The 21,602-nt window shown below is 70.7% G+C and carries 15 protein-coding genes; 4 read left to right on the top strand and 11 right to left on the bottom strand.

Going from position 1 to position 21,602, the window contains the following annotated elements; genetic code table 11:
- Positions 1-167: 167 nt before the first annotated feature.
- Both ftsE and ACGFK0_RS04130 read right to left on the bottom strand, forming a co-directional pair.
- A complete protein-coding gene (gene ftsE, locus ACGFK0_RS04135) occupies positions 168-857 on the bottom strand; it encodes a cell division ATP-binding protein FtsE (protein WP_067453578.1) in 690 nt (229 codons plus the stop codon).
- A gap of 655 nt (positions 858-1,512) precedes the next feature.
- Positions 1,513-2,571, bottom strand: a complete 1,059-nt coding sequence (locus ACGFK0_RS04130) for a hypothetical protein (RefSeq protein ID WP_392899832.1) — start codon at positions 2,569-2,571, stop codon at positions 1,513-1,515.
- Positions 2,572-2,770: 199 nt separating this feature from the next.
- Between ACGFK0_RS04130 and prfB the strand changes: the two genes are divergently transcribed.
- A complete protein-coding gene (gene prfB / locus ACGFK0_RS04125; RefSeq protein ID WP_392899830.1) occupies positions 2,771-3,880 on the top strand; it encodes a peptide chain release factor 2 in 1,110 nt (369 codons plus the stop codon).
- Between the two features lie 209 nt (positions 3,881-4,089).
- On the top strand, positions 4,090-5,070 hold the full coding sequence (locus ACGFK0_RS04120) for a hypothetical protein (protein ID WP_392899829.1): 981 nt from the start codon (positions 4,090-4,092) through the stop codon (positions 5,068-5,070).
- A gap of 136 nt (positions 5,071-5,206) precedes the next feature.
- On the opposite strand, the gene ACGFK0_RS04115 is transcribed toward ACGFK0_RS04120, so the two are convergent.
- Positions 5,207-10,084 (bottom strand): NAD-glutamate dehydrogenase, encoded by a 4,878-nt coding sequence (locus tag ACGFK0_RS04115; RefSeq protein WP_392899826.1) that lies wholly within the window; start codon positions 10,082-10,084, stop codon positions 5,207-5,209.
- 257 nt (positions 10,085-10,341) lie between these two features.
- Positions 10,342-12,009: a serine/threonine-protein kinase gene (locus ACGFK0_RS04110; RefSeq protein ID WP_392899823.1), complete on the bottom strand. Its 1,668-nt coding sequence runs from the start codon at positions 12,007-12,009 to the stop codon at positions 10,342-10,344.
- Between the two features lie 239 nt (positions 12,010-12,248).
- Between ACGFK0_RS04110 and ACGFK0_RS04105 the strand changes: the two genes are divergently transcribed.
- Complete coding sequence (locus ACGFK0_RS04105) at positions 12,249-12,845, top strand: hypothetical protein (protein WP_392899821.1); 597 nt, start codon at positions 12,249-12,251, stop codon at positions 12,843-12,845.
- Positions 12,846-12,924: 79 nt separating this feature from the next.
- Complete coding sequence (locus ACGFK0_RS04100) at positions 12,925-13,581, top strand: Uma2 family endonuclease (RefSeq protein WP_392899819.1); 657 nt, start codon at positions 12,925-12,927, stop codon at positions 13,579-13,581.
- Between the two features lie 3 nt (positions 13,582-13,584).
- Here the strand turns inward: ACGFK0_RS04100 and ACGFK0_RS04095 are convergent, their stop codons facing one another.
- The 7 genes from ACGFK0_RS04095 to ACGFK0_RS04065 form a co-directional block, all read right to left on the bottom strand.
- Positions 13,585-15,540, bottom strand: a complete 1,956-nt coding sequence (locus ACGFK0_RS04095) for an acetoacetate--CoA ligase (protein ID WP_392899817.1) — start codon at positions 15,538-15,540, stop codon at positions 13,585-13,587.
- A 241-nt stretch (positions 15,541-15,781) separates the two neighbouring features.
- The gene (locus tag ACGFK0_RS04090) at positions 15,782-16,492 is read right to left on the bottom strand and encodes an HAD family hydrolase (protein ID WP_392899814.1); all 711 of its coding nucleotides are present in this window, start codon (positions 16,490-16,492) and stop codon (positions 15,782-15,784) included.
- Positions 16,493-16,627: 135 nt separating this feature from the next.
- Positions 16,628-18,259, bottom strand: a complete 1,632-nt coding sequence (gene pruA / locus ACGFK0_RS04085; RefSeq protein ID WP_392899811.1) for an L-glutamate gamma-semialdehyde dehydrogenase — start codon at positions 18,257-18,259, stop codon at positions 16,628-16,630.
- A gap of 147 nt (positions 18,260-18,406) precedes the next feature.
- On the bottom strand, positions 18,407-18,916 hold the full coding sequence (locus tag ACGFK0_RS04080) for a DUF6912 family protein (protein WP_392899808.1): 510 nt from the start codon (positions 18,914-18,916) through the stop codon (positions 18,407-18,409).
- 40 nt (positions 18,917-18,956) lie between these two features.
- Positions 18,957-19,592, bottom strand: coding sequence for an HAD family hydrolase (locus ACGFK0_RS04075; protein ID WP_392899806.1), 636 nt, complete (start codon positions 19,590-19,592; stop codon positions 18,957-18,959).
- Between the two features lie 95 nt (positions 19,593-19,687).
- Complete coding sequence (locus tag ACGFK0_RS04070; RefSeq protein WP_392899803.1) at positions 19,688-20,575, bottom strand: N-acetylmuramic acid 6-phosphate etherase; 888 nt, start codon at positions 20,573-20,575, stop codon at positions 19,688-19,690.
- A complete protein-coding gene (locus tag ACGFK0_RS04065; protein WP_392899800.1) occupies positions 20,572-21,570 on the bottom strand; it encodes a MurR/RpiR family transcriptional regulator in 999 nt (332 codons plus the stop codon). Before ACGFK0_RS04065 ends, ACGFK0_RS04070 begins: the two co-directional genes overlap by 4 nt.
- Between the last annotated feature and the right edge of the window lie 32 nt (positions 21,571-21,602).

Raw genomic sequence — 21,602 nt, 5'->3', positions numbered from 1 at the left:
GCGTTGGAACGCGGGCCCGATGCGGGGCTTTCCTGCCTGTGGGCCTTCGGGGTGTCGTACGACCCGGCAGGAATCGATGGTTCAGATGGAAGTGCCATGGAGGGGATCCGGGCCCCGGCCCGGGTCATCGCGGGCGGACGATCTCCCGCACCCTCCGGCGAACACGTTTAGTAGGCCTGCCCGTACACACCGCGCGACTGGTCGCGGACGACGCGTCCGTCCTCCAGTTCGACGACGCGCTTGCGGAAGGCGTCGACGATCGCGGCGTCATGGGTGGCCATGACGACGGTGGTGCCGGTCCGGTTGATCCGGTCCAGCACCTTCATGATGCCGATCGATGTCGCAGGGTCGATGTTGCCCGTCGGCTCGTCCGCCAGCAGGATCATCGGCCGGTTGACGAACGCCCGCGCGATGGCGACGCGCTGCTGCTCACCGCCGGACAGCTCGTCCGGCATCCGGTGGGCCTTGCCCTCCAGACCGACGAGGTCGATGACCTCGGGGACGACCTTGCCGATGAAACGCCTCGGCTTGCCGATCACCTCGAGGGCGAACGCGACGTTCTCGAAGACGTTCTTGTTCGGCAGGAGGCGGAAGTCCTGGAAGACGCAGCCGATCCTGCGGCGCAGGTGCGGCACCTTCCAGTTGCTCAGCCTGCTCAGGTCCTTGCCCGCCACGTGAACGTGACCCTGGGAAGGACGCTCCTCCTTCAGCACGAGGCGCAGGAAGGTCGACTTTCCGGAGCCGGACGGACCCACCAGGAACAGGAACTCGCCCTTTTCGATGGCGACGTTCACGTGCTGCAGGGCGGGCCGGTTCTGGCTCGGATAGACCTTGGTGACGTTGTCGAAATGGATCACGGCTGCATCACGGCGGTTCGGTCTCTCGGGGTTGGGGAGCGGCCCGGCCCGCCGGCCACGGAATCGTCCGTGCCCGCAGGTCTGCGCCGCCCGGCTCCGCGACCAGGCGGGACGCGGTGCCTTCGAGCAGTGTAGAGGGGACGGTCAACTGTCTCGTCCCACTCGGCGTGGTGGGTGTGCCCGGGGCGGCCACATCGCCCGAACAGCGTGCGCCGTCCGATCAGTGCCATGTGAACCGTCTCCCGACGTCCGGCCGTTTCATACCTTCAAGCTCCCGGACTTGCCGGAACGACCATACAGTCCGGCTACGCTGGATGATGGCGAAAGATACCTAATAGGTCGACGGACACCAGACAGGTCGACGCTTCCCCGCACGGACCCGCGTGCCGTTCTCCGAGATTGGGGCCCACGACATGAGCTGCGAACATCTGATCTGCGCTCGGTGCTCGAACCCGGTGGTCGAGGGGCGCTGCCCCACGTGCCGGGAGGCTCGGTCGGAAGTGCACCGCCACGGCCTGTCCGGCTCGCCGGCCCTCGTTCTCGCGGCGCTCGTCGCCCTGCTGTTCGCCGCGCTGGTCCTGCAGCGGGTCTACGGCTGAAAGGCGCCCGCGGCCGAACGTGCGTCAGGGCTGCTCCGAGTCAGGACCGTTCCGCGTCAGGGCTGCTTCTCGAGCGGCGGGGTGGCGGCCTTGGTGATCGTGCCCTCGTCGGCGATGACGTGCGCCTTCGGCTGCTTGCCCTTCTCGGCGCGCGGAGGGTCGTACGCCGCGAAGTGCAGGGTCGCGGCCGTGTCGACCTGCTTGCCCTCGACGGTGCCGTCCAGCAGGTGCTCCGCCTCCTCCGGGATCTCCGGCTTGGGCGTGTCCGGGTCCTTGGCGATGAGCGAGGTGTTGCGGAACAGCGAGTAGACGATCAGGCCGCCGCCGTTCTCCGTCCGGACGCCGAAGTAGGGGAAGGGCGTGGCCGTGTGGACGACCTGGAGCGTGAGGTCCTCCTCCTTCGCCTTCTTCGTGTCACGCTTGGCGTCCTTGTAGAAACCGGTGGTGACGGGACCGGGCTTCATCACCTTGGCGGCGACGCTGCCGCCGCCCTCCGCGGCGATCGTCGCGTGGATGCCGATGACGTCGCGGGGACGGATCAGGACGGACGTGTCGTCCGTGCCGAGCGCCTCCGCGTAGCCGTCGTCGTCGATCGCGACCTCCGGTACCTTCGTCTTCCGCCGCATGACGGTCGTGAGCGTGAGCTTCCAGTGCTCGGACGGGTCACGCAGGATGAACGCCATCAGCACCCTGCGCTCACTCTTGCGCTTGCCGAGGACCGAGCGGTCCACCGACACCATGAACCACTGCGGATAGCCGGCGTCCTTCAGCTTCGGGACGTACAGCTCGGGCTCGCCATAGTCGAAGCGCCGCACCGGGTCGCCGTCGTAGGCGGCCTCGCGGAACTCCGCCGCGGTGAGCTGGGACTGGCCGTCGGACGTCCAGGTCAGCGCCAGCCGCTCGTCCCCGGCGGCCCTGGCCACGTCCTCGTCGGTGACGTAGGAGCGGAACGCCCGCTCCGCGACCTCGGGGGTCATCGCGACCGGCTCGGGCGGGGAGGTCGTGGGCATGCTGACGGTCGGCCGCGCCTCCGTCCTGCCCTCGGCGCAGCCCACGACGGCGACCGCCAGGATGAGCAGCACCCCGGCCGCGACCACCCGCGTGAACCTCTGCACAGACCATCCCCCGGACGGGCGTCCCCGCCGGCCGCTCTCCGGCCGGCTTCCTCGGCCCGTGATTCTGCCACCTACATGATATTGGCCGTGCGCTCCCGCCGGACGCGGATCAGCGCGCCAGGACGCGGCGGGTCGGCGGTGGGCGGCGGCAGAACGGCCGTGAGCATTGTAGTGCCCGGACGGCGATAGGCTCGGGAGCGTGGCAGGCATCGAACCCGAAGAGCAGCTCAAGGAGCTCGGCTCGACACTCACCAGCATCGAGCAGGTGCTGGACCTCGACGGCATGCGGCGCGACATCGCCGAGCTGCGCGAGCAGTCGGCCGACCCTGACCTGTGGAGCGACCAGGAGCGGGCTCAGTCGGTGACGCGCCGCCTGTCGTACCTGGAAAGCGAACTGGGGAAGGTCGAGGCCCTGCGGCAGCGGCTCGACGACGCCGCGACCCTGTACGAACTCGCCAAGGAGATGGACGACGCCGACACGCGCACGGAGGCGGACGAGGAGATGGCGGCGCTGCGCAAGGCCGTCCAGCAGCTCGAGGTCCGCACCCTCATGTCGGGCGAGTACGACGCCCGTGAGGCGCTGGTCACCATCAACGCGCAGGCCGGCGGCATCGACGCGGCCGACTGGGCCGAGCAGCTCCAGCGGATGTACCTGCGTTGGGCCGAGCGGCACAAGTACCCGACGGAGGTCTACGAGACGTCCTACGCCGAAGAGGCCGGGATCAAGTCCACGACCTTCGCGGTGAAGGCCCCCTACGCCTACGGGACGCTGCGCGGCGAGCACGGCACCCACCGGCTGGTCCGCATCTCCCCGTTCGACAACCAGGGCCGCCGCCAGACATCGTTCGCGGGCCTGGACGTCGTGCCGGTTGTCGAGCAGAGCGACCACGTCGACATCGACGAGAACGACCTCCGCGTGGACGTGTACCGGTCGTCGGGGCCGGGCGGCCAGGGCGTCAACACCACCGACTCGGCGGTGCGGATCACCCACATCCCGACCGGGATCGTCGTGTCCTGCCAGAACGAGCGCAGCCAGATCCAGAACAAGGCCACGGCGATGAACGTCCTGCAGGCCAAGCTCCTGGAGCGCAAGCGCCAGGAGGAGGCGGAGAAGATGTCCGCGCTGCGCGGCGAGGGCACCAGCAGCTGGGGCACGCAGATCCGCAACTACGTGCTGCACCCGTACCAGATCGTGAAGGACCTGCGCACCGGCGTTGAGGTGGGCAACCCGTCCGGGGTCCTGGACGGCGACATCGACGAGTTCATCGAGGCCGAGATCCGCTGGATGCGCCAGCAGGAGTCCGCGTAGTTTCCCGCAGGCTCGAAACCTGCCTTCGGACGCGCTCGCGACGGTTTTTGTCGTTGCGGGACCGGGGCGGGCCTTGGGTTGGTGCGTCCCTGGTCTCCACACAGGTCCCAGAAGATCTTCGGCTGGCTTTTGTGTTCGTAGCGTGACCCTATGGTCACTCTGCGAGGATGGCGGACGGTCCGGATCGCCGTCACCATTCGGGGGGCCGAATGCCCGCACGTACCGTCTCCGTCGCCCTGCTTCTCGTACCCAGCCTGCTCACCGCGGTGTTGAGCGCGGGATGCTCGGGTGACGCATCATCCGCCGACCCGGCGAAGCCGGCCGGGGCGCCACCGCTGAACAAGGAGCAGGCGCAGCGCGTACTGGCCTCCTACACCGACGCGGCCAACCGGGCGGGGCGGCGCCTCGACCGGAGAGTCCTGCACACGATCGAGACCGACCCGCAGCTGACCATGGACGCCGCGGCCTTCAAGCTCCGGCGTGCCGTCAAGCAGCCGCCACCGAAACTGCGGTACACGGACACGGCGTTCTACATCCCGCGGCTGACCGGCTATCCGCACTGGTTCGCCGTCGGCGCCGTCACCGGCCGGGGAAAGCAGGCGGTGCGGCACGCGATGCTGTTCACGCGGGCCAAGGAGGGGGCGCCGTGGCTGCTGGCCGCCGACCCCCACCCGGCGGACGCCGCGCTGAGCCGGGTGGCGCTCGACCCGGACGGCTACGCCACCCCGGTCGGCCCGGAGGTCAAGGACCTCGCCGTCCCACCCGGGAAGCTGCCCGCGACGCACGCGGCGCTGCTGACCGACGGGCCCGGCGCGGCGGGCGCGTCCGCCCTGGCGGACGGCCCGAGGACCAGCGATACGTACAAGGCGCTGAAGCAGGGCGAGCAGACCCTGGCCGGACGGGGTGTGACGCTGTCGTCCAGGTTCTCCGCCACCCCGTACACCGTCCACGCGCTGCGCACCAAGGATCGCGGGGCTCTGGTCTGGTATGTCCTGAAGCAGCACGAGGCGTACTCCGCGTCCCGGCGGGGCAGGCTGGCGGTAAGCGGTGACCTCGTCGGGCTGGCCCCGGCGAGGTCCGCACGGACGCGGATGGACACGACCGTCCTCGTGCAGTACCTGGCCACCGTTCCACCGAAGGGCCGCGCCACCGTCAACGGCATGTACCGCAAGGCCGTCGGCGTCAGGTGAACTGAGGAACTCCGATCTCCGTCGGATGCCGGGCGGTCCCGCTCTTCTGACCGCTGCAGCGGGAGCGTCCCGGCATCCGGCGGTGCTGTGCCGACGTGCGGCGTGCCGCCGGCCGGCGGCACGCCACACGTGAGTGTCAGGAATCCGTGGACGGGAGGGAACTGGCGGTGACGAGGGTGCGGATCGCGCCCAGGGCCACCGACAGGGTCGCCAGGTCGAAGCTGTCGCTCTCCCAGATTTCGCTGAGGGTCTGCTGGGCGCGCTGGACGGCGGGCTTGTTCTTGTCCGCCCAGTGGACCATGCGCTCCTCGGGGTTCAGACCGGGCTCGCTGGTGACGAGGACGTCCTGGGTGAGCGCCGCGTGCGCCGTGTAGAGGTCGTCGCGGAGCGCGGAGCGCGCCATCGAACGCCACTTGTCGTCACGCGGCAGCGCGATGATGCGTTCGCGCATCCGGGACAGCTGCAACCGGTCGGCGAGGTCGAAGTAGACCTCGGCGACCTCCTCCACCGGGCGGCCCGTGTCGTGGGCGATGCCCACCAGGTCGAACGTGGAGAACGCGGGGACGAACGTCGCGCACTGCTCGGCCAGATCGTCCGGGACGCCCAGCTCGGCGAAGCCGTCGCGGCGCTGCTCGAACGCGGCGAGGTCCAGCCCGACCAGCAGCTTCGACAGGTGGGTGCGCAGCGTGGCCGCGCCGCCGCCGAAGAAGTCGATGGTCTCGCGGATGTCGAACGGTGGCCGCCGCTTGTGCAGCAGCCAGCGGGCACCGCGTTCGGTGAGCTTGCGCGCCTCCAGCAGCATCGCGATCTGCGTGGACTGCGCGACCTGCTGCGACAGGCCCTCCACCGACTCCCAGAACCGCGGCATCCCGAACACGTCGCGGGCGACCAGGTAGGCGCGGGCGATGTCGGACGACGACGCGCCGGTCTCCTCGTTCATCCGGAACACGAACGTGGAGCCGCTCGCGTTGACCAGGTCGTTCACGACGGCGGTGGTGATGATCTCGCGGCGCAGCGGGTGCCGGTCCATGTAGCGGGTGAACCGGTCGCGCAGCGGCGTCGGGAAGTAGTCGACCAGCCAGGACTCCAGGTACGGGTCGTCGGCCAGGTCGGAGGCGACGAGGTCGTGGTCGAGGGCGAGTTTGGCGTAGGCCAGCATGACGGCGAACTCGGGGCCGGTGAGCCCGAGCCCCGACTGCCGCCGTTCGGCGAGCGCCTTGTCGTCGGGGAGGAACTCCAGGCGGCGCAGCAGCCGGCCTTCCCGTTCGAGCTTGCGCAGGTAGCGGGCGTGGATGTGCAGCATCGCGGGCGCCTGCGCGCGGGACGCGGCGAGCACCACGTTCTGCGCGTAGTTGTCGCGCAGGACGAGCCGTCCGACCTCGTCGGTCATCTCGTACAGCAGGTTCTCGCGCTGCTTGCCGGTCAGCTCCCCGTCCCGCACCACCTGGTCGAGGAGGATCTTGATGTTGACCTCGTGGTCGGAGGTGTCGACGCCCGCGGAGTTGTCGATGAAGTCGGTGTTGATCCGCCCGCCCGTCCTCGCGCCGGTGGCTGCGCCGCCCCGCCCGCCCTCGCGGGCGTACTCGATGCGGCCGAGCTGCGTCACGCCGAGGTTGCCGCCCTCGCCGACCACCAGGCAGCGCAGGTCGGCGCCGTTGACCCGGACGGGGTCGTTGGCCTTGTCGCCGACCTCGGCGTTGTTCTCCAGGGACGACTTGACGTAGGTGCCGATGCCGCCGTTCCAGAGCAGGTCGACGGGCGCCTTGAGGATGGCCTTGATCAGCTCGTACGGGGTGAGGGCCTTCACGCCGTCGTCGATGCCGAGGGCTTCGCTGATCTGGGGGGTCACCGCGATCGACTTGGCGGTGCGGGGGTACACGCCGCCGCCCTTGGAGATCAGCGAGGTGTCGTAGTCGGCCCAGCTGCTGCGCGGCAGCTCGAACAGGCGGCGGCGCTCGGCGAACGACGTCGCGGCGTCCGGTTCGGGGTCGACGAAGATGTGCCGGTGGTCGAACGCGGCGACGAGCCGGGTGTGTTCGGACAGCAGCATCCCGTTGCCGAACACGTCCCCGGACATGTCGCCGATGCCGACGGCCGTGAAGTCCTCGTTCTGGATGTCGGTGCCCAGGGAGTGGAAGTGGTACTTCACCGACTCCCAGCCGCCGCGGGCGGTGATGCCCATGCCCTTGTGGTCGTAGCCGACCGACCCGCCGGACGCGAACGCGTCACCGAGCCAGAAGCCGTACTCGGCGGCGACCTTGTTGGCGAGGTCGGAGAACGTCGCGGTGCCCTTGTCGGCGGCGACCACCATGTAGGTGTCGTCGCCGTCGTGGCGGACGACGTTCGGCGGCGGGACGACCTTGCCGTCCACGAGGTTGTCGGTCAGGTCGAGCAGGCCGGAGATGAAGTCGGTGTAGCAGGCGATGCCGGCCTTCTGCCACGCCTCCCGGTCCACGGACGGGTCGGGGAGCTGCTTGCCGACGAAGCCGCCCTTCGCGCCCGCCGGGACGATCACGGTGTTCTTCACCGCCTGCGCCTTGACCAGGCCGAGGATCTCGGTGCGGAAGTCCTCGCGCCGGTCGGACCAGCGCAGCCCGCCGCGCGCCACCGACCCGAACCGCAGGTGCACGCCCTCGACCTTCGGCGAGTACACGAAGATCTCGTAGGTCGGCCTGGGCTCCGGCAGGTCCGGGATGGCCTGCGGGTCGAACTTCATCGCCAGGTACGGCTTGGCCTGGTAGTGGTTGGTGCGCAGGGTCGCCTGGACGAGCGCCAGGTAGGCGCGCAGGATGCGGTCCTCGTCGAGGCTGGCGACGTCGTCCAGCTTGCCCTGGATCTCCTCGATGATGCCGGGGCTGCGCTCGTCCTCGCCGCCCGCGATCGACGGGTCGAGGCGGCTCTCCCACAGCCGGACGATCAGCCGGGTGATGGACGCGTTCCGCAGCAGCACCTGCTCGATGTAGCGCTTGGAGAACGTGGTGCCGGTCTGCCGCAGGTACAGGGCGTAGGCGCGCAGGATCATCGCCTGCCACCAGTGGAGGCCGACGTGCAGGACGAGGGCGTTGAAGCCGTCGTTCTCGATCTCGCCGTTCCACAGGCGGGTGAACGCCTCCTGGAACAGGCCCTTGATGGCGTCCTCGGGGACGCCGGCGGGCGGCACGTACCGCAGTCCCAGGTCGTAGATCCAGAACCGCTGTTCGTCGGACGTGTTGATCTCGTAGGGACGCTCGTCGATCAGCTCGACGCCCATGTTGTGCAGCAGCGGGAGCATCCGCGACAGCGCGATCGGCTCCCCCAGCCGGTAGATCTTCATCCGGCGTTCGCCGGGCTCGGCGCTGTACGGCTCGTACAGGTTGATGGAGGTGTCGGCGTCACCGCTGAGCTCTTCGAGGCGGCGCAGGTCGGCGACCGCCGTGCGGGCGGGGAAGTCGGCCTTGTAGGCCTCGGGGAAGGCGTCCCCGAACCGGCGGCCGAGCGTCCCGGACCGTTCCTCGCCGCACTGCTCGACGATCGCGTCGGCCAGGTCGTCGGCCCAGGAGCGGGTGGCGGCGGCGAGCCGCGACTCCAGGTCCGTGACGTCCACGTCGGGCAGCGGACGGCCGCGCTCACCGCGGACCACGACGTGCAGCCGCGCCAGCATCGACTCGGTGACGTTCGCGCTGTAGTCGACGCTGACGCCCTCGAACGCCTCCTTCAGCAGGTGCTGGATGCGCAGCCGGACCTTGGTCGTGTACCGGTCGCGCGGCAGGTACACCATGCACGACATGAACCGGCCGTACAGGTCCTTGCGCAGGAACAGCTTCAGCTGACGGCGCTCACGCAGCCGCAGGACGCCGAGCGCGATCGGCAGCAGGTCGTCGACGGAGATCTGGAACAGCTCGTCGCGCGGGTAGCTCTCCAGTATCTCGACGAGGTCCTGCCCGTCGTAGCTGTCGGCGGTGAACCCGGCGAGTTCCAGCACCTCTTCCAGCTTGCGCTTGAGGACGGGGATGTGCGCGATCGACGCACTGTAGGCGACGTGGGTGAACAGGCCGAGGAACCGCCGCTCGCCGATGACGGCGCCGGACCCGTCGAACTTCTTCACCCCGATGTAGTCCAGGTACAGGGGCCGGTGGACGGTGGAACGCGAGTTCGCCTTGGTGAGCACCAGGAGACGCTTCTCGGTCGCCTTCTCGCGCACCTCGGGCGGCAGCGCGGCGAAGCTGTCGGACTCGCGCTTGTCGCTGCGCAGGAGGCCGAAGCCGGTGCCCGGCTCGGGACGCAGCGCGGTTCCGTCCTCGGTCAGCGTGTATTCGCGGTAGCCGAGGAACGTGAAGTGGCCGTCCGCCAGCCAGTCGAGCAGCTCGACGCCCTCGTCGATCTCCTTGTCCGGCAGTGGCGGCGCGGTCTCCCGGATCGAGGCGGCGATCTCCCCCGCCCGGGACCGCATCTTCGGTTCGTCCTCGACGGCGACCCGCACGTCCTGCAGGACGCGCAACAGGTCCCGCTCCAGGTTCTCCAGGACGGACCGGTCGCTTGTGCGGTCCACCTCGATGTGGATCCACGACTCGTCGATGTCGGTGTCGCTGTCGAGCTTGCCGCGGAACGCCTTCAGGTGGCCGGCGACGTCGCGGTCGACGCCCAGCAGCGGGTGGACGATCATGTGGGTGGCCAGCTGGTGCCGGGTGAGCTCCATGGTCACCGAGTCGACCAGGTAGGGCATGTCGTCGGTGACGACCTGCAGGACCGTGTGGCCCGGGTCCCAGCCGTACTCCTCCAGCGACGGCGTGAAGACCCGCACCTTCGCGCGTCCCTGCGGCCGCTCCTCGCCCAGTGCCCGGTGCGCCAGCGCGGGACCGCAGATGTCGGCCGGATCCCGGTCGGCCAGATCCTCGCGGGCGACGTGCCGGTAGTAGAGCCGGAGGTAGGCGTAGGACTCCTCCACGTCTCCGCCGCGCGCTCCCTGGCGTCCCGCGCACGTCTCCGCGGCCCGCCGGAGCAGGTCGTCCTTCGCTGGATCGAGCATGCCGCCCATCAAAACTCCCCTAGAGACCCTTCGCCACCTCGTTGTGGCGCCGCTCACGCGCCAGCGTAGCCAGGAATCGCCGCAAAGCCGACCTGCCCGGCCGCGAGGTCAACGTGGCATTTCCCACCCTGCCAGCCCGTGCGGCACCGCCCGGGGAGATCGCCGAACCCGGTGCCGCGGCGTCCGCACGACACGCGCGGCGATGGCCGGAACGCCTCGCGGCGCCGGTTCCGACGGTCTGCCGGCTCCGATCGGCGAAGGAGGCGTCAGGGGCTGGTGCCCCCACCGGTGCCGGGGTCATCCGGGTCCGGCGGTGGGTCGTCCCCGGGAGGCGGCTCTTCCGTATCGGGGGGCGGATCGTCGCCGGGCGGCGGTGTATTCGTCGGTGACGTCGTCGGGCCGGTCGGCGTACCGCTCGAGGTGGGGCTGGTGGACGGCGACGGGCTCTCCGTCGGCGTCTCGCTGCCGGGCGGCGGGGTGTAGGAGGGGGCGACCGGCTTCTGCTCGACGGGCTCCTCGCTCGTCGCCGGCGGCGATGTGCTCGGCGCGACGGACGACGAGGGCGGGGCGCTCGGGTCGCTGACCTTCTGCCCCGCCTTGCCCCGGTCGCCGGCACTGAGGACGAGCACGGAGGAGATCACCACGATCGCGACGGCCAGCGCGGCCGCCCCGGCCAGCACGGCCGAGCGGCCCGAACCGGCGAACGTCCGCCGCAGGCCGCCTCCGCCTCCGCCGTCGGCGAGGCCGCCGGGCTGTGTGCTGTCGGCGGCCCAGTCCGCGGGCGTCGGGAGTGGTCCGGCCGCGAAGCCCCTCGGGTCGGTGCCGTCCAGGCCGGGGGCGCCGCGCCCGTGACCGTCCCGGTCGTCCGCCGCCGCGCCGTGGAAGGCGGCCGGGGCCGCCGGTCGCCCGAACCCGGGCTCCTTGCCGAAGGCCGGGTCGTCGCCGAAGGCGGGCTCGTCCTCGAAGACGGGGTCGTCGCCGAACACCGGGTCCGGCTCGAACACCTCGTCCTCGTCGCCCAGTTCCGCGGCCCGGACGGAACCGGCGGCGAGCATGGCGGTCGCGTCGGTGCCGCCGGACGCGCGCGCGTCGGCGGGGACACCGGCCGACGCCGACGCCGGGGACGCCTCCTCATGACCGAGCAGCCGCATCAGCACCTGCCGCGCGGCCGGCCGGTGCGAGGGGTCCTTCTCCAGGCAGTCGAGCACCAGGTCGCGCAGCGGCCCGCCCATGTCGCCGAGGTCGGGTTCCTCGTGCAGGATCCGGTTGATCACGGCGGGGATGGTGTCCTGGCCGAACGGGGGCTCCCCCGTCGCCGCGAACACCAGTGTGGCCGCCCAGCAGAACACGTCCGACGGCGTCCCGACCTCGTCGCCGCCGATCTGCTCGGGCGACATGTAGGACGGGGTGCCGATCACGCGGCTGGTGAGCGTGGTGCCGCCGCTGATCGCCCGTGCCACCCCGAAGTCGATGACCCGCGGGCCGTCCGGGCCGATCAGCACGTTGTGCGGCTTGAAGTCGCGGTGGACGATCTTCGCCTGGTGGATCGCCGACAGGGCCGTCGCGGTGCCGACCGCGAGCCGGTCCAGCGCCGCGCCGCCGAGCGGGCCGTCCCCCAGCACCTGCTGGTTCAGCGACGGTCCCCGGACGTACTCGCTGACGATGTAGGGGCGGTCGCCGTCCGCGTCGGCGTCGATCACCTGGGCCGTGCAGAACGGCGCGACCTGCTTGGCGACCTCCAGTTCCCGCAGGAACCGGGCGCGTGCCTTGTCGTCGGACGTCAGCTCCGCATGCAGCAGCTTGATCGCGACCTGCCGGCCGTCCTCGTCGGTGCCCAGGTACACGGTTCCCTGGCCGCCCTCGCCGACCCGGCCGATCAGGGCGTACGAACCGAGCCGATCCGGGTCACCGGACCGCAGCGCCCCAACCTCCATGCGTCGAACCGTCCCTCTCTTGATCGACCCGTCGCCGCCCCGGCCTGCCACGGGCCCGGATCACCCTCCGAAGTGTGACGCCCGAGACCCATGGGAAGTTCACCCCGTCATGCGTCAATACGGCGTGATCTGACCAACCGCTCACTTCGGACCCGTTTGGCCGGGGGACCAACCCTAATGCCGTCACATGTCCCAGCGGTACGACCGACCAACGTGTCACACAAGCGAGACTTGACGCCATGACGATGCTCGATGGCCGCCGCGTCTACACCCGCGCCGAACTCATGGAGGCGCACGGGCTGGGACGCAGCACGCTGGAGAAGTGGTTCCGTGAGCGCGCGTCCAACGGCCACCCCGAACCGGCCGGGACGGTCGGCTCCCAGCTCGCCTGGGACGCCGGCGCCTGGGACCGCTGGTACGCCGCCCGCCGCACCGGGGACGTCCCGCCGGGCCTGGTCACCCGCGACCAGCTGGCGGCACGCCACAACGTGAGCCGCCACCGCCTCAAGGAGCTCTGGGCCGGCCGCGCGTCCAACGGCCACCCCGACGTCGCACACCGGTCAGGCAAGGCCCTCTACTGGGACGAAGCCGCATGGACGGCCTGGTTCACCGCGTATGAGGAACGTCCTTCGGACGAAGACCCGGACGACCTCGTCACCCTCGCCGACGCCGCCCGCATCCTGGGCCTGGCCCAGACGAGCGTCACCGTCTACCCGAAACGTCCACCCGCGGGCTGGCCCGAGCCGGCCCAGGTGGAGCCCCTCGGCGGCGGCCGCGTCCGCCGCCTCTACCGCCGCCGCGACATCCTCGCCTACGCCGCCTCCCGCCCCGGCTGAATGCCGGCGTTCTCGGTACGCTGGTGCCGCCTCCACCCGTACGATGTCACCATCCGTCGCCAAGAGGGAGCACAGTGTCATGGGCGTCGCAGTCGCCAAGTACTACACGCTTTCGGACACCCCGTACGCCCTGTGGGTCCGGGGTGAACTCGCCGACGAACTCCACCTTCCGAACGACGGCAGCCGGGTCGAGGTCATCGGAGGAGAGATCGTCGTGTCACCCGCCCCCGCCTTCCGCCACAATCGCGTGGTGCAGGCCATCGACCGCGCCATGTACGCAGCGGAGACGGCTGATCCGGAGTTCCGTTGGGACTCCGTGCAGACGAATGAACTGAACCTGGTACCGGTGAAGGACGGGTACGTCCCCGACCTCATCATCATGGACAAGCAGTTCGCCCAGAAGGTCGATGACGAGGACCGCAGGCATGTGCTGCCCCACGAAGTAGAAGCGGTCGTTGAGATCACCTCGCCGTCCAACGCGGGCTACGACCGGCCGCCGCGGCTTGTGCAGGCACCGGGTACCAAGTGGAGCGCCTACGCCAGATCGGGCATCGCGTTCTACCTTCTCGTCGATCGCGACCCCCGCATGCCGGCGATCACTCTCTACGGTGAGCCGGACATCCAGGCGGGAACGTACGAGCCGCTCCACACCTGGAAGTTCGGCGAGGTCATCAAGCTTCCCGACCCGCTCGGCTTCGAGATCGACACCGAGCGGTGGAAGCCCTGGACGGCGTAGGTCCTACGGGGTGAAGTGGGTGAGGACCTCGGGGTTGGCCATGGAGTCGCGGTTGGCGGCCTCGTCGACCGGGGTGCCCTGGAGGATCTTGCGGACGGGGACCTCCAGCTTCTTGCCCGACAGCGTGCGGGGGATGCCGGGGACGGCGTGGATCTCGTCCGGGACGTGACGCGGTGACAGCGACGAGCGGATCTCGCGTTTGAGGCCGCCGAGCAGCTCGTCGGTGAGGGACGCGCCCTCGGCGAGCTGGATGTAGAGGAGCAGGCGGCCCTCCTGGCCGAGGCGGCCGGTGTCGATGACGAGGCTGTCGGTGATCTCCTCGAACGCCTCGACGACGCGGTAGAAGTCGGACGTGCCCATGCGGACGCCGCCGCGGTTCAGTGTGGAGTCGGAACGGCCGTAGATGACGCAGCCGCCGTCCGGAAGGACCTTGACCCAGTCGCCGTGCCGCCACACGCCCGGGTACATGTCGAAGTACGACTCGCGGTAGCGCTCGCCGTTCTCGTCGTTCCAGAAGAAGACCGGCATGGACGGCATGGGCTCGGTGATGACGAGCTCGCCGACCTCGTCCTCCACGGCCTTGCCGTCGTCGCCGAACGCCTCGACCTTGGCGCCCAGGCCGCGGCACTGGATGACGCCGGCGCGCAAAGGCAGCAGAGGCGACGGGCCGACGAAACCGGTGCACAGGTCGGTGCCGCCGGAGAACGAGCCGAGGAGGAGGTCCTTGCCGACGGCGTCGTACACCCAGGCGAACCCTTCGGGCGGGAGCGGCGAACCGGTGGAGCCGATGCCGCGCAGGCCCGACAGGTCGTGTTCCTCGCCGGGGCGGCGGCCCTCCTTGGCCGAGGCCGTGATGTAGGGCGCGCCGACGCCCATGTAGGTGACGCCGTTGTCGGCGGCGAGCGTCCACAGGTCGAGGGGGGCGCCGTCGTACATCACGATGGTGGAGCCCACCAGCAGGCCGCCGATGAGGTAGTTCCACATCATCCAGCCGGTGGTGGTGAACCAGAAGAAGACGTCCTCCGGGCCGAGGTCCTGGTGGAACGACAGGGCCTTGAGGTGTTCGAGGACGACGCCGCCGTGGCCGTGGACGATCGGCTTGGGCAGGCCGGTGGTACCGGACGAGTAGACGACCCACAGGGGATGGTCGAACGGGACGTCCTCGAACACCGGCGTGTCGTTGCCGGGACGCGGCAGGTCGCCGTAGTGCATGCCCACCCGCAGGCCGTCCGGGGTCGCGGCCGGGTCGAGGTAGGGGATCAGCACGGTGGCGGCCAGGCCCGGCAGCGCGGCCTCGATCTCGGCGACGACCTCACGCCGGTCGAACCGCTTGCCGTTGTAGGCGTAGCCGTCCACGGCGATGAGGACCTTCGGTTCGATCTGCGCGAACCGGTCGACCACCGAGGAGGCGCCGAAGTCCGGGGAGCACGACGACCAGACCGCGCCGAGCGACGCCGTGGCGAGGAAGCAGATCAGCGCCTCGGGAATGTTCGGAAGGTAGGCGGCGACCCGGTCCCCTCGGCCCACGCCCAGGTCGGCCAGACCCGCGCGGACCTCCGCGACGTGCATGGCCAGTTCCCGGTAGGACAGCATGCGGTGCCCGCCCGCCTCCGAACGGAAGATCACCGCGGTCTCGTCCGGGGTGTCCTCCGCGCGGCGCAGCGCGTTCGCGGCGTAGTTGAGGGTCGCGCCGGGGAACCAGGTCAGCCCGTCCACCGGCATGGGCCCGCCCGCCCGGACGGGGCCGTCACCGCGCTCGCCGACGACCTCGAAATACGACCAGATCGCGTCCCAGAACGCGTCGACCTCGGTGACGGACCAGCGCCACAGGTCGTCGTAGGTCTCCGTGAGGACGCCCCGGTCCCACAGCCAGTGGACGAAGTGGGTCAGCCGCGCGTTCGCGACGACCTCGTCCGACGGCTCCCACAGCGCCGAACCCTCAGAAACCTCACGGGTCATCTCTCTCCCTCCCCGCCGCGCCCCGGGCGCGGCCCTCCCAATATCGGCCCCGCCGCGCACACCGCGCAACTTCCCCGATCCGCATGCCGATACGCCTTGTGCCGCGTCCCATCGCAGGTCACAGACCCGCCCGGCGCAATCCCGGATCCTCACACACCGCCGCCCCGGATCATCCGCCGCCCACACATGGCCAGGGGCCCCGCCGACGCCGCGAAAGGCGGCGCCGCCGGAAACCGGTGGTTCAGATGCGGGTGAGGTCGGCGACGGCGCCGACGACCGCGTTGGTGTCGGAGAGGGTGGCCAGGACCCGTTCGGCGCCGGCGGCGCGGAGTTCGGCCTCGGTGGCGCTGCCGGTGGCGACGGCGATGATCGGGGAGCCGGCGATGTGCGCGGCCTGGACGTCGCGGGGCGAGTCGGCGATGTAGACGGTGGCGGATTCGGGATAGCGGGTGCCGTGGCGTTCGCCGGCGCGGGTGCGGGCGAGCTCCAGGAGGGCGGCCTTGCTGTAGACGCCGTTCTCGTAGCCGCCGGCATCGAGGTCGAGGCGGCCGCCGAGCCCCAGCTCGGTCACCTTCAGGTAGGCGTTCGGCTGGAGGGACCCGGTCAGCACGGACTGGACGACGCCGGGGACGTGGGCGAACGCCTCGACGGCCTCGCGGGCACCGGCCAGGACCCGGCCGTCGGCGCGCAGGTCGGCGCGGCGGGTCGCGAACGCCTCGGTGAGCGCGTCGAAGAAGGCCGCCAGGTGATCGTCGGTGGTGACCACGTCGTTGAACGCGAGGGTCTCGAAGATGATCTCGGATTCGGTGCGGCCGGGGGTGGGTGCGAGGCGGACGAGGGGGCGGCCGATGGTCCGCTGGAACGCCTCGGCGTAGGCGTCCCGGGTGACCCGCCCGACGTCGACCAGGGTGTGATCGATGTTCCACAGCACCAGACGGTTCAGCGTCGACATCCCGTTCCCATGCGCGGTCGGTTGAACCTGGACGGGCGGCGCCCCGGCACCGGCCCGCCCCGCCGAAGCGGCGGGGCGAGCTTATCGTCCGGCCTCCTGCCCGCCCACCGCAACCATGCCGCCGCGCGGGCTCCGTCAGGTGTCCATGTGCGGGTAGCGGTGGTCGGTCGGCGGGACGAACGTCTCCTTGATCGAGCGGACGCTCGTCCAGCGGGTGAGGTTGAACACCGAGCCGGCCTTGTCGTTGGTGCCGGACCCGCGGGCGCCGCCGAACGGTTGCTGCCCGACGATCGAACCGGTCGGCTTGTCGTTGATGTAGAAGTTGCCGGCGGCGAACCGGAGCGCCTCGGTGGCGGCGGCGGCCGCGGCGCGGTCCTCGGCGATGATCGCGCCGGTCAGGCCGTACTCGGAGACGCTCTCCATCTGGTGGAGGACGCTGCCGTAGTCGCCGTCGTCATAGACGTGCACGCCGAGGATCGGGCCGAAGTACTCCTTCGTGAAGATCTCGTCGGTGGGGTCGAGGGACTCCAGCACCGTCGGCCGGACGAAGTAGCCCCGCGAGTCGTCCAGCTCCCCGCCGGTCAGGATCTTCATGCTGCCGATGCCGCGGGCCCGCTCGATCGCCGCGCGGTGCTTGGCGAACGCGCGTTCGTCGATGACGGCGCCCATGAACAGCGACAGGTCCTCGGCGACGTTGCCCATCGTGAGGGACTCGGTCTCGGCGCAGAACTCGTCGCGGATCGCGTCCCAGACGGAACGGGGGACGTAGGCGCGGGACGCGGCGGAGCACTTCTGCCCCTGGTACTCGAAGGCGCCGCGGACGAGGGCCGTCTTCAGCACGGCCGGGTCGGCGGACGGGTGCGCGACGACGAAGTCCTTCCCGCCGGTCTCGCCGACGATCCGCGGGTAGCCCCTGTACCCGGAGATGTTCTCCCCGATCGTCCGCCAGAGGTTCTGGAAGGTGCCGGCCGACCCGGTGAAGTGCAGCCCGGCCAGGTCGGGGTGGCGAAGCGCCACGTTCGAGACGGCCTGCCCGTCCCCCGTGACCAGGTTGATCACTCCGGGCGGCAGGCCGGCGGCCTCCAGCAGCCGCATCGTGTGGTGCGCGGCGAGCTGCTGGGTCGGGGACGGCTTCCACACCACGACGTTGCCCATCAGCGCGGGCGAGGTCGGCAGGTTCCCGGCGATCGCGCTGAAGTTGAACGGGGTGATGGCGAGGACGAAGCCCTCCAGCGGCCGGTACTCCAGCCGGTTCCACACGCCGGGGGGCGACAGCGGCTGTATCCCGTGGATCTGCTCCGCGTAGGCGACGTTGAACCGCAGGAAGTCGATCAGCTCGCAGGCGGCGTCGATCTCGGCCTGCTGCACCGACTTGGACTGCCCGAGGATCGTGGCGGCGTTCACCGTGGACCGCCACGGCCCGGCGAGCAGGTCGGCGGCGCGCAGGAAGATCGCGGCGCGGTCCTCGAACGCCATCGCCCGCCACGCGGGCGCCGCCTCCCGCGCCGCCGAGATCGCCTCGGCCACGTCCCGTTCGGTGGCGTTGCCCATCCGGCCGAGTACGTGCCCGTGGTTGTGGGGCTCGACGACGTCGATGGGCGTGCCGGCGCCCATCCGCCGGTCGCCTCCGATCGTCATGGTCAGCTCGGTCTGCTCGCCGCCGAGCTCCTTGATCCTGGCTTCGAGCGCGGCGCGTTCGAGGCTTCCCGGCGCGTGGCTTTTGACGGGTTCGTTCCTCGGTACCGGCACGGTGGTGACGGCGTCCATCTGACGGCTCCCTGCGAATCCGACGGCGTTGTCCGATCTGCCGGGGGACCTACCCGCCCGCACCCCACGAAATGCCGCCCCACGCGATTTGCCCGCCGGCCCAGGCCGCCCAGGCCGCCCGGGTCACTCGTCAGCCGAGGCCGCCCGTCAGTCGAGGAGGTGCGGCAACTCCTGCGTGGCGTACCAGAGGAGTTCGTGGCCTTCGGCGCCGTCCACGGTGAAGAGGGCGTCGTCGTCGCCCGCGTCGGCGGCGGGGAGGGCGTCCGCGGCGGCGGCGATGCCGGCGGCGGCGTCCGCGTCGTCCACATGGCCGGAGGCGATCTTCTTCCACGGGACGGCGGCGGACACCTCGACGAGCGCGCGGTCGCCGCTGCCCACCCCGGCGTCGCCGCGGGCCCAGGCGACCAGGTCGTCGGGCACCTCGGCGGCCAGCACGACGCGGCGGCGCGGGGCGGACGGGTCGGCGGCGAGCAGCCGCAGCGAGGCGCGGGCGGCGGCGGACAGCGCCGCGTACTCCAGCTCCTCCAGGTCGCCGCCCGCGTACCACTCGCGCAGCGCGGGCGTGACCGCATGCGCGGCGAGCGGCGCGGGACCGATCTCCCGGGCGGCGTGGACGCCGGCGAGGAGCGTGAGCGTGGACGGCAGGTAGACGCGCATGACGGTCAGCAAGTCTGCCAGACCGCCGCCCCGCCGGGCGTCAGGGCAGCAGGTTCAGCTCGCGCAGTTCGGCGATCGTGATGTCGGGCGCGGTGTGGTGGATGCCGCGGATGCCGAGCCGCTCGGCGGCGCGGATGTTGTGCTCGATGTCGTCGATGAACACGCATTCGGCGGCGTCCAGGCCGAGCAGGTCGAGGGCGTGCCGGAAGATCCGCTCGTCGGGCTTGCGCATCCCGACCTCGCAGGAGATGACGACGGCGTCGAACAGGTCGGAGAACAGGTCGTGGGGGTAGTCGTTGCCCCACGAGTTCGACAGCAGCGCGGTGCGGGTGCCGGCGGCGCGGGCGGAGCGGAGCGCGTCGTACATCGGCTCGACGGGAGAGAACGCCCCGAACATGCGGGCGATCAGCCCGGCGGCCTCCACCGGGTCGCCGTCGACGGTGAGCAGTTCGGCGGCCAGGAGCCGCTCGAACTCCGCGACGGCCATCGAGCCGTCCTCCAGCCCGTGGATGGGGTTGGTCCCGGCGCCGTCGTACGCCTGCTTCACCCAGGCGCGCATGACGTTCTTGTAATGCCCGACGTCGATGCGGTCGGCGGCGAGCCAGACGTCGATCGCGTCGGCCAGCGGGGACGTCAGGACGCCACCCCAGTCGGTGATCACAGCTTTGACGGTCACGGCCCCGATCGTAGGCGATTCCACCCCCAATCCCCGAATCCCGTTCTACCGCCCGGCCGCCACCGGCCCGCGGCGACCCGGGCCGCCGCACCCGTCTACAACCGCCGCAAAGCCTCCCGTACGCCGCCGTCGGTTTCCTCCAGCACCATCGTCGCCCGCGCCGCCGGCACCTCGCCGAGCAGCGAGACCAGCGCGACACGGGTGTTCCCCCCTGCTTCCGTCAACGCGTTCTCGCAGGTGCGAGCATCCATGCCCGTCGCCTCGGTGAGGATGCGCACCAGCCGGGCGCGCAGCTTGGAGTTCAGTGCGTTCACGCTGACCATCAGGTTGGAGTACGTGCGCCCCATCCTGATCATCAGCGTGGTGGAGAAGGAGTTGAGCACCAGCTTGGTCGCGGTTCCGGCCTTCATCCGGGTGGACCCGCTGATCACCTCCGGTCCGGTGGCCAGGCCGATGTGCACCTCCACCTCGTCCGCGTACGGGGTGTGCGGATTGCAGCTGATCAGCGCGGTGCGGGCGCCCGCCTCGGCGGCGGCGCGCAGCGCCCCCACCACATAGGGGGTGCGGCCGCTCGCCGCGATGCCGACGGCGACGTCACCGGACTGGACCTCGTGCGCGTCCCGGCGGCCGAGCTCGACGTCGTCCTCCACATCGGAGATCGCCTGGGACAGCGCGCCGGACCCGCCGGCGTGGTGGGCCACGACGCGGCCCCAGATGCCGAACGTCGGGGGCAGCTCGGCGGCGTCGATCACCGCGAGCCGGCCCGACGTGCCGGCGCCGAAGTAGTGGACGCGTCCGCCCGCGCGCAGCGAGTCGACCGACATGTCGACCAGCCGGGCGACCTCGGGCAGGACGGAGGCCACGACCATCGGCACGGTCGCGTCCTCGGTGTTGATCAGGCGCAGTACCTCCAGTGTCGGCAGCGTGTCGACGTCGAGGGTCCGGGGGTTGCGTCCCTCCGTGGGGAGCTCGCAATCGATCACCGACGCCTCCGGTCGGGTCGCACGGTCCGCCCGCGGACCGCCTCGAACGTGGCTTCCAGAGCCTTGCGGGTCGGCCCGTAGGTGCGCTGCGCCACTCCGACGAAGAGGCAGTCGACCACCGTGAGCTGAGCCAGCCGGCTTGCGGTGGCGCCGGAGCGGAAGGTCGTCTCCCGCGCCGCCGTCGTGAGGATCAGGTCCGCCACCTCCGCTATCGGGGATTTGGGGAAGTTGGTGAGCGCCACGGTCTTGGCCCCCCTGCTCTTGGCCACTTCCAGGGCGTCGATGGTCTCCACCGTCGCGCCCGTGTGCGAGATTCCGATCGCCACGTCACCGTTGGCCAGGACCGCGGCGCTGGTGAGCATGATGTGCGCGTCCGCCCATGCCGAGCAGACCCGTCCGATCCGGTGCAGCTTCTGCTGGAAGTCGGCGGCGACGAACGCGCTGGCGCCGACGCCGTAGACGTCGACCCGTTCCGCGCCGACGACGGCGTCGACGACCTGTTCGAGCATCTTGATGTCGAGCTGGGCGGCGGTCTCCTCGACGGCCCGGGCATCGGCGAACGTCACCTTCTCAACGATCTGTTCGAGTGAGTCGTCGGGGCTGATGTCGCTGCCGATGACCCGGCCGCCGGTGGCGCTCTGGGCCCGCCCCGCCTCGGTGGCGAGGGTCAGCCGCAGCTCTGGATAGCCATGGAACCCGATCGCCCGGCAGAACCTGATGACCGTGGTCTCCGAGGTGCCACAGGCCTGGGCGAGTTCGGTGATGGTGGAGTTGGCGACCCCTTCGGGGTCGTCGATGACGCGTTGTGCGACGCGTCGTTCGGCAGGGGGCAGCGAGGGCAGCAGCGAGCGGACCCGGACCACGGTGCTCAACGGCGTGGCGTCCCTCTCGCCCGGCTGGGCCGACCCCTCACCCCGTGACGCACCGGGCTCCCCCGTGATCCCCTGTTCGGGGCGCTGCTCAGGGCTCCGCTCGGAGCCGATGGGTTTCCTCATGGAGGAAATTTTCTTACGTGCAGGATGTCACG

The sequence above is a fragment of the Spirillospora sp. NPDC048823 genome (genome assembly GCF_043198445.1).
Lineage (GTDB): Bacteria > Actinomycetota > Actinomycetes > Streptosporangiales > Streptosporangiaceae > Spirillospora.
This window is presented reverse-complemented; position numbering and strand designations above follow the sequence as displayed.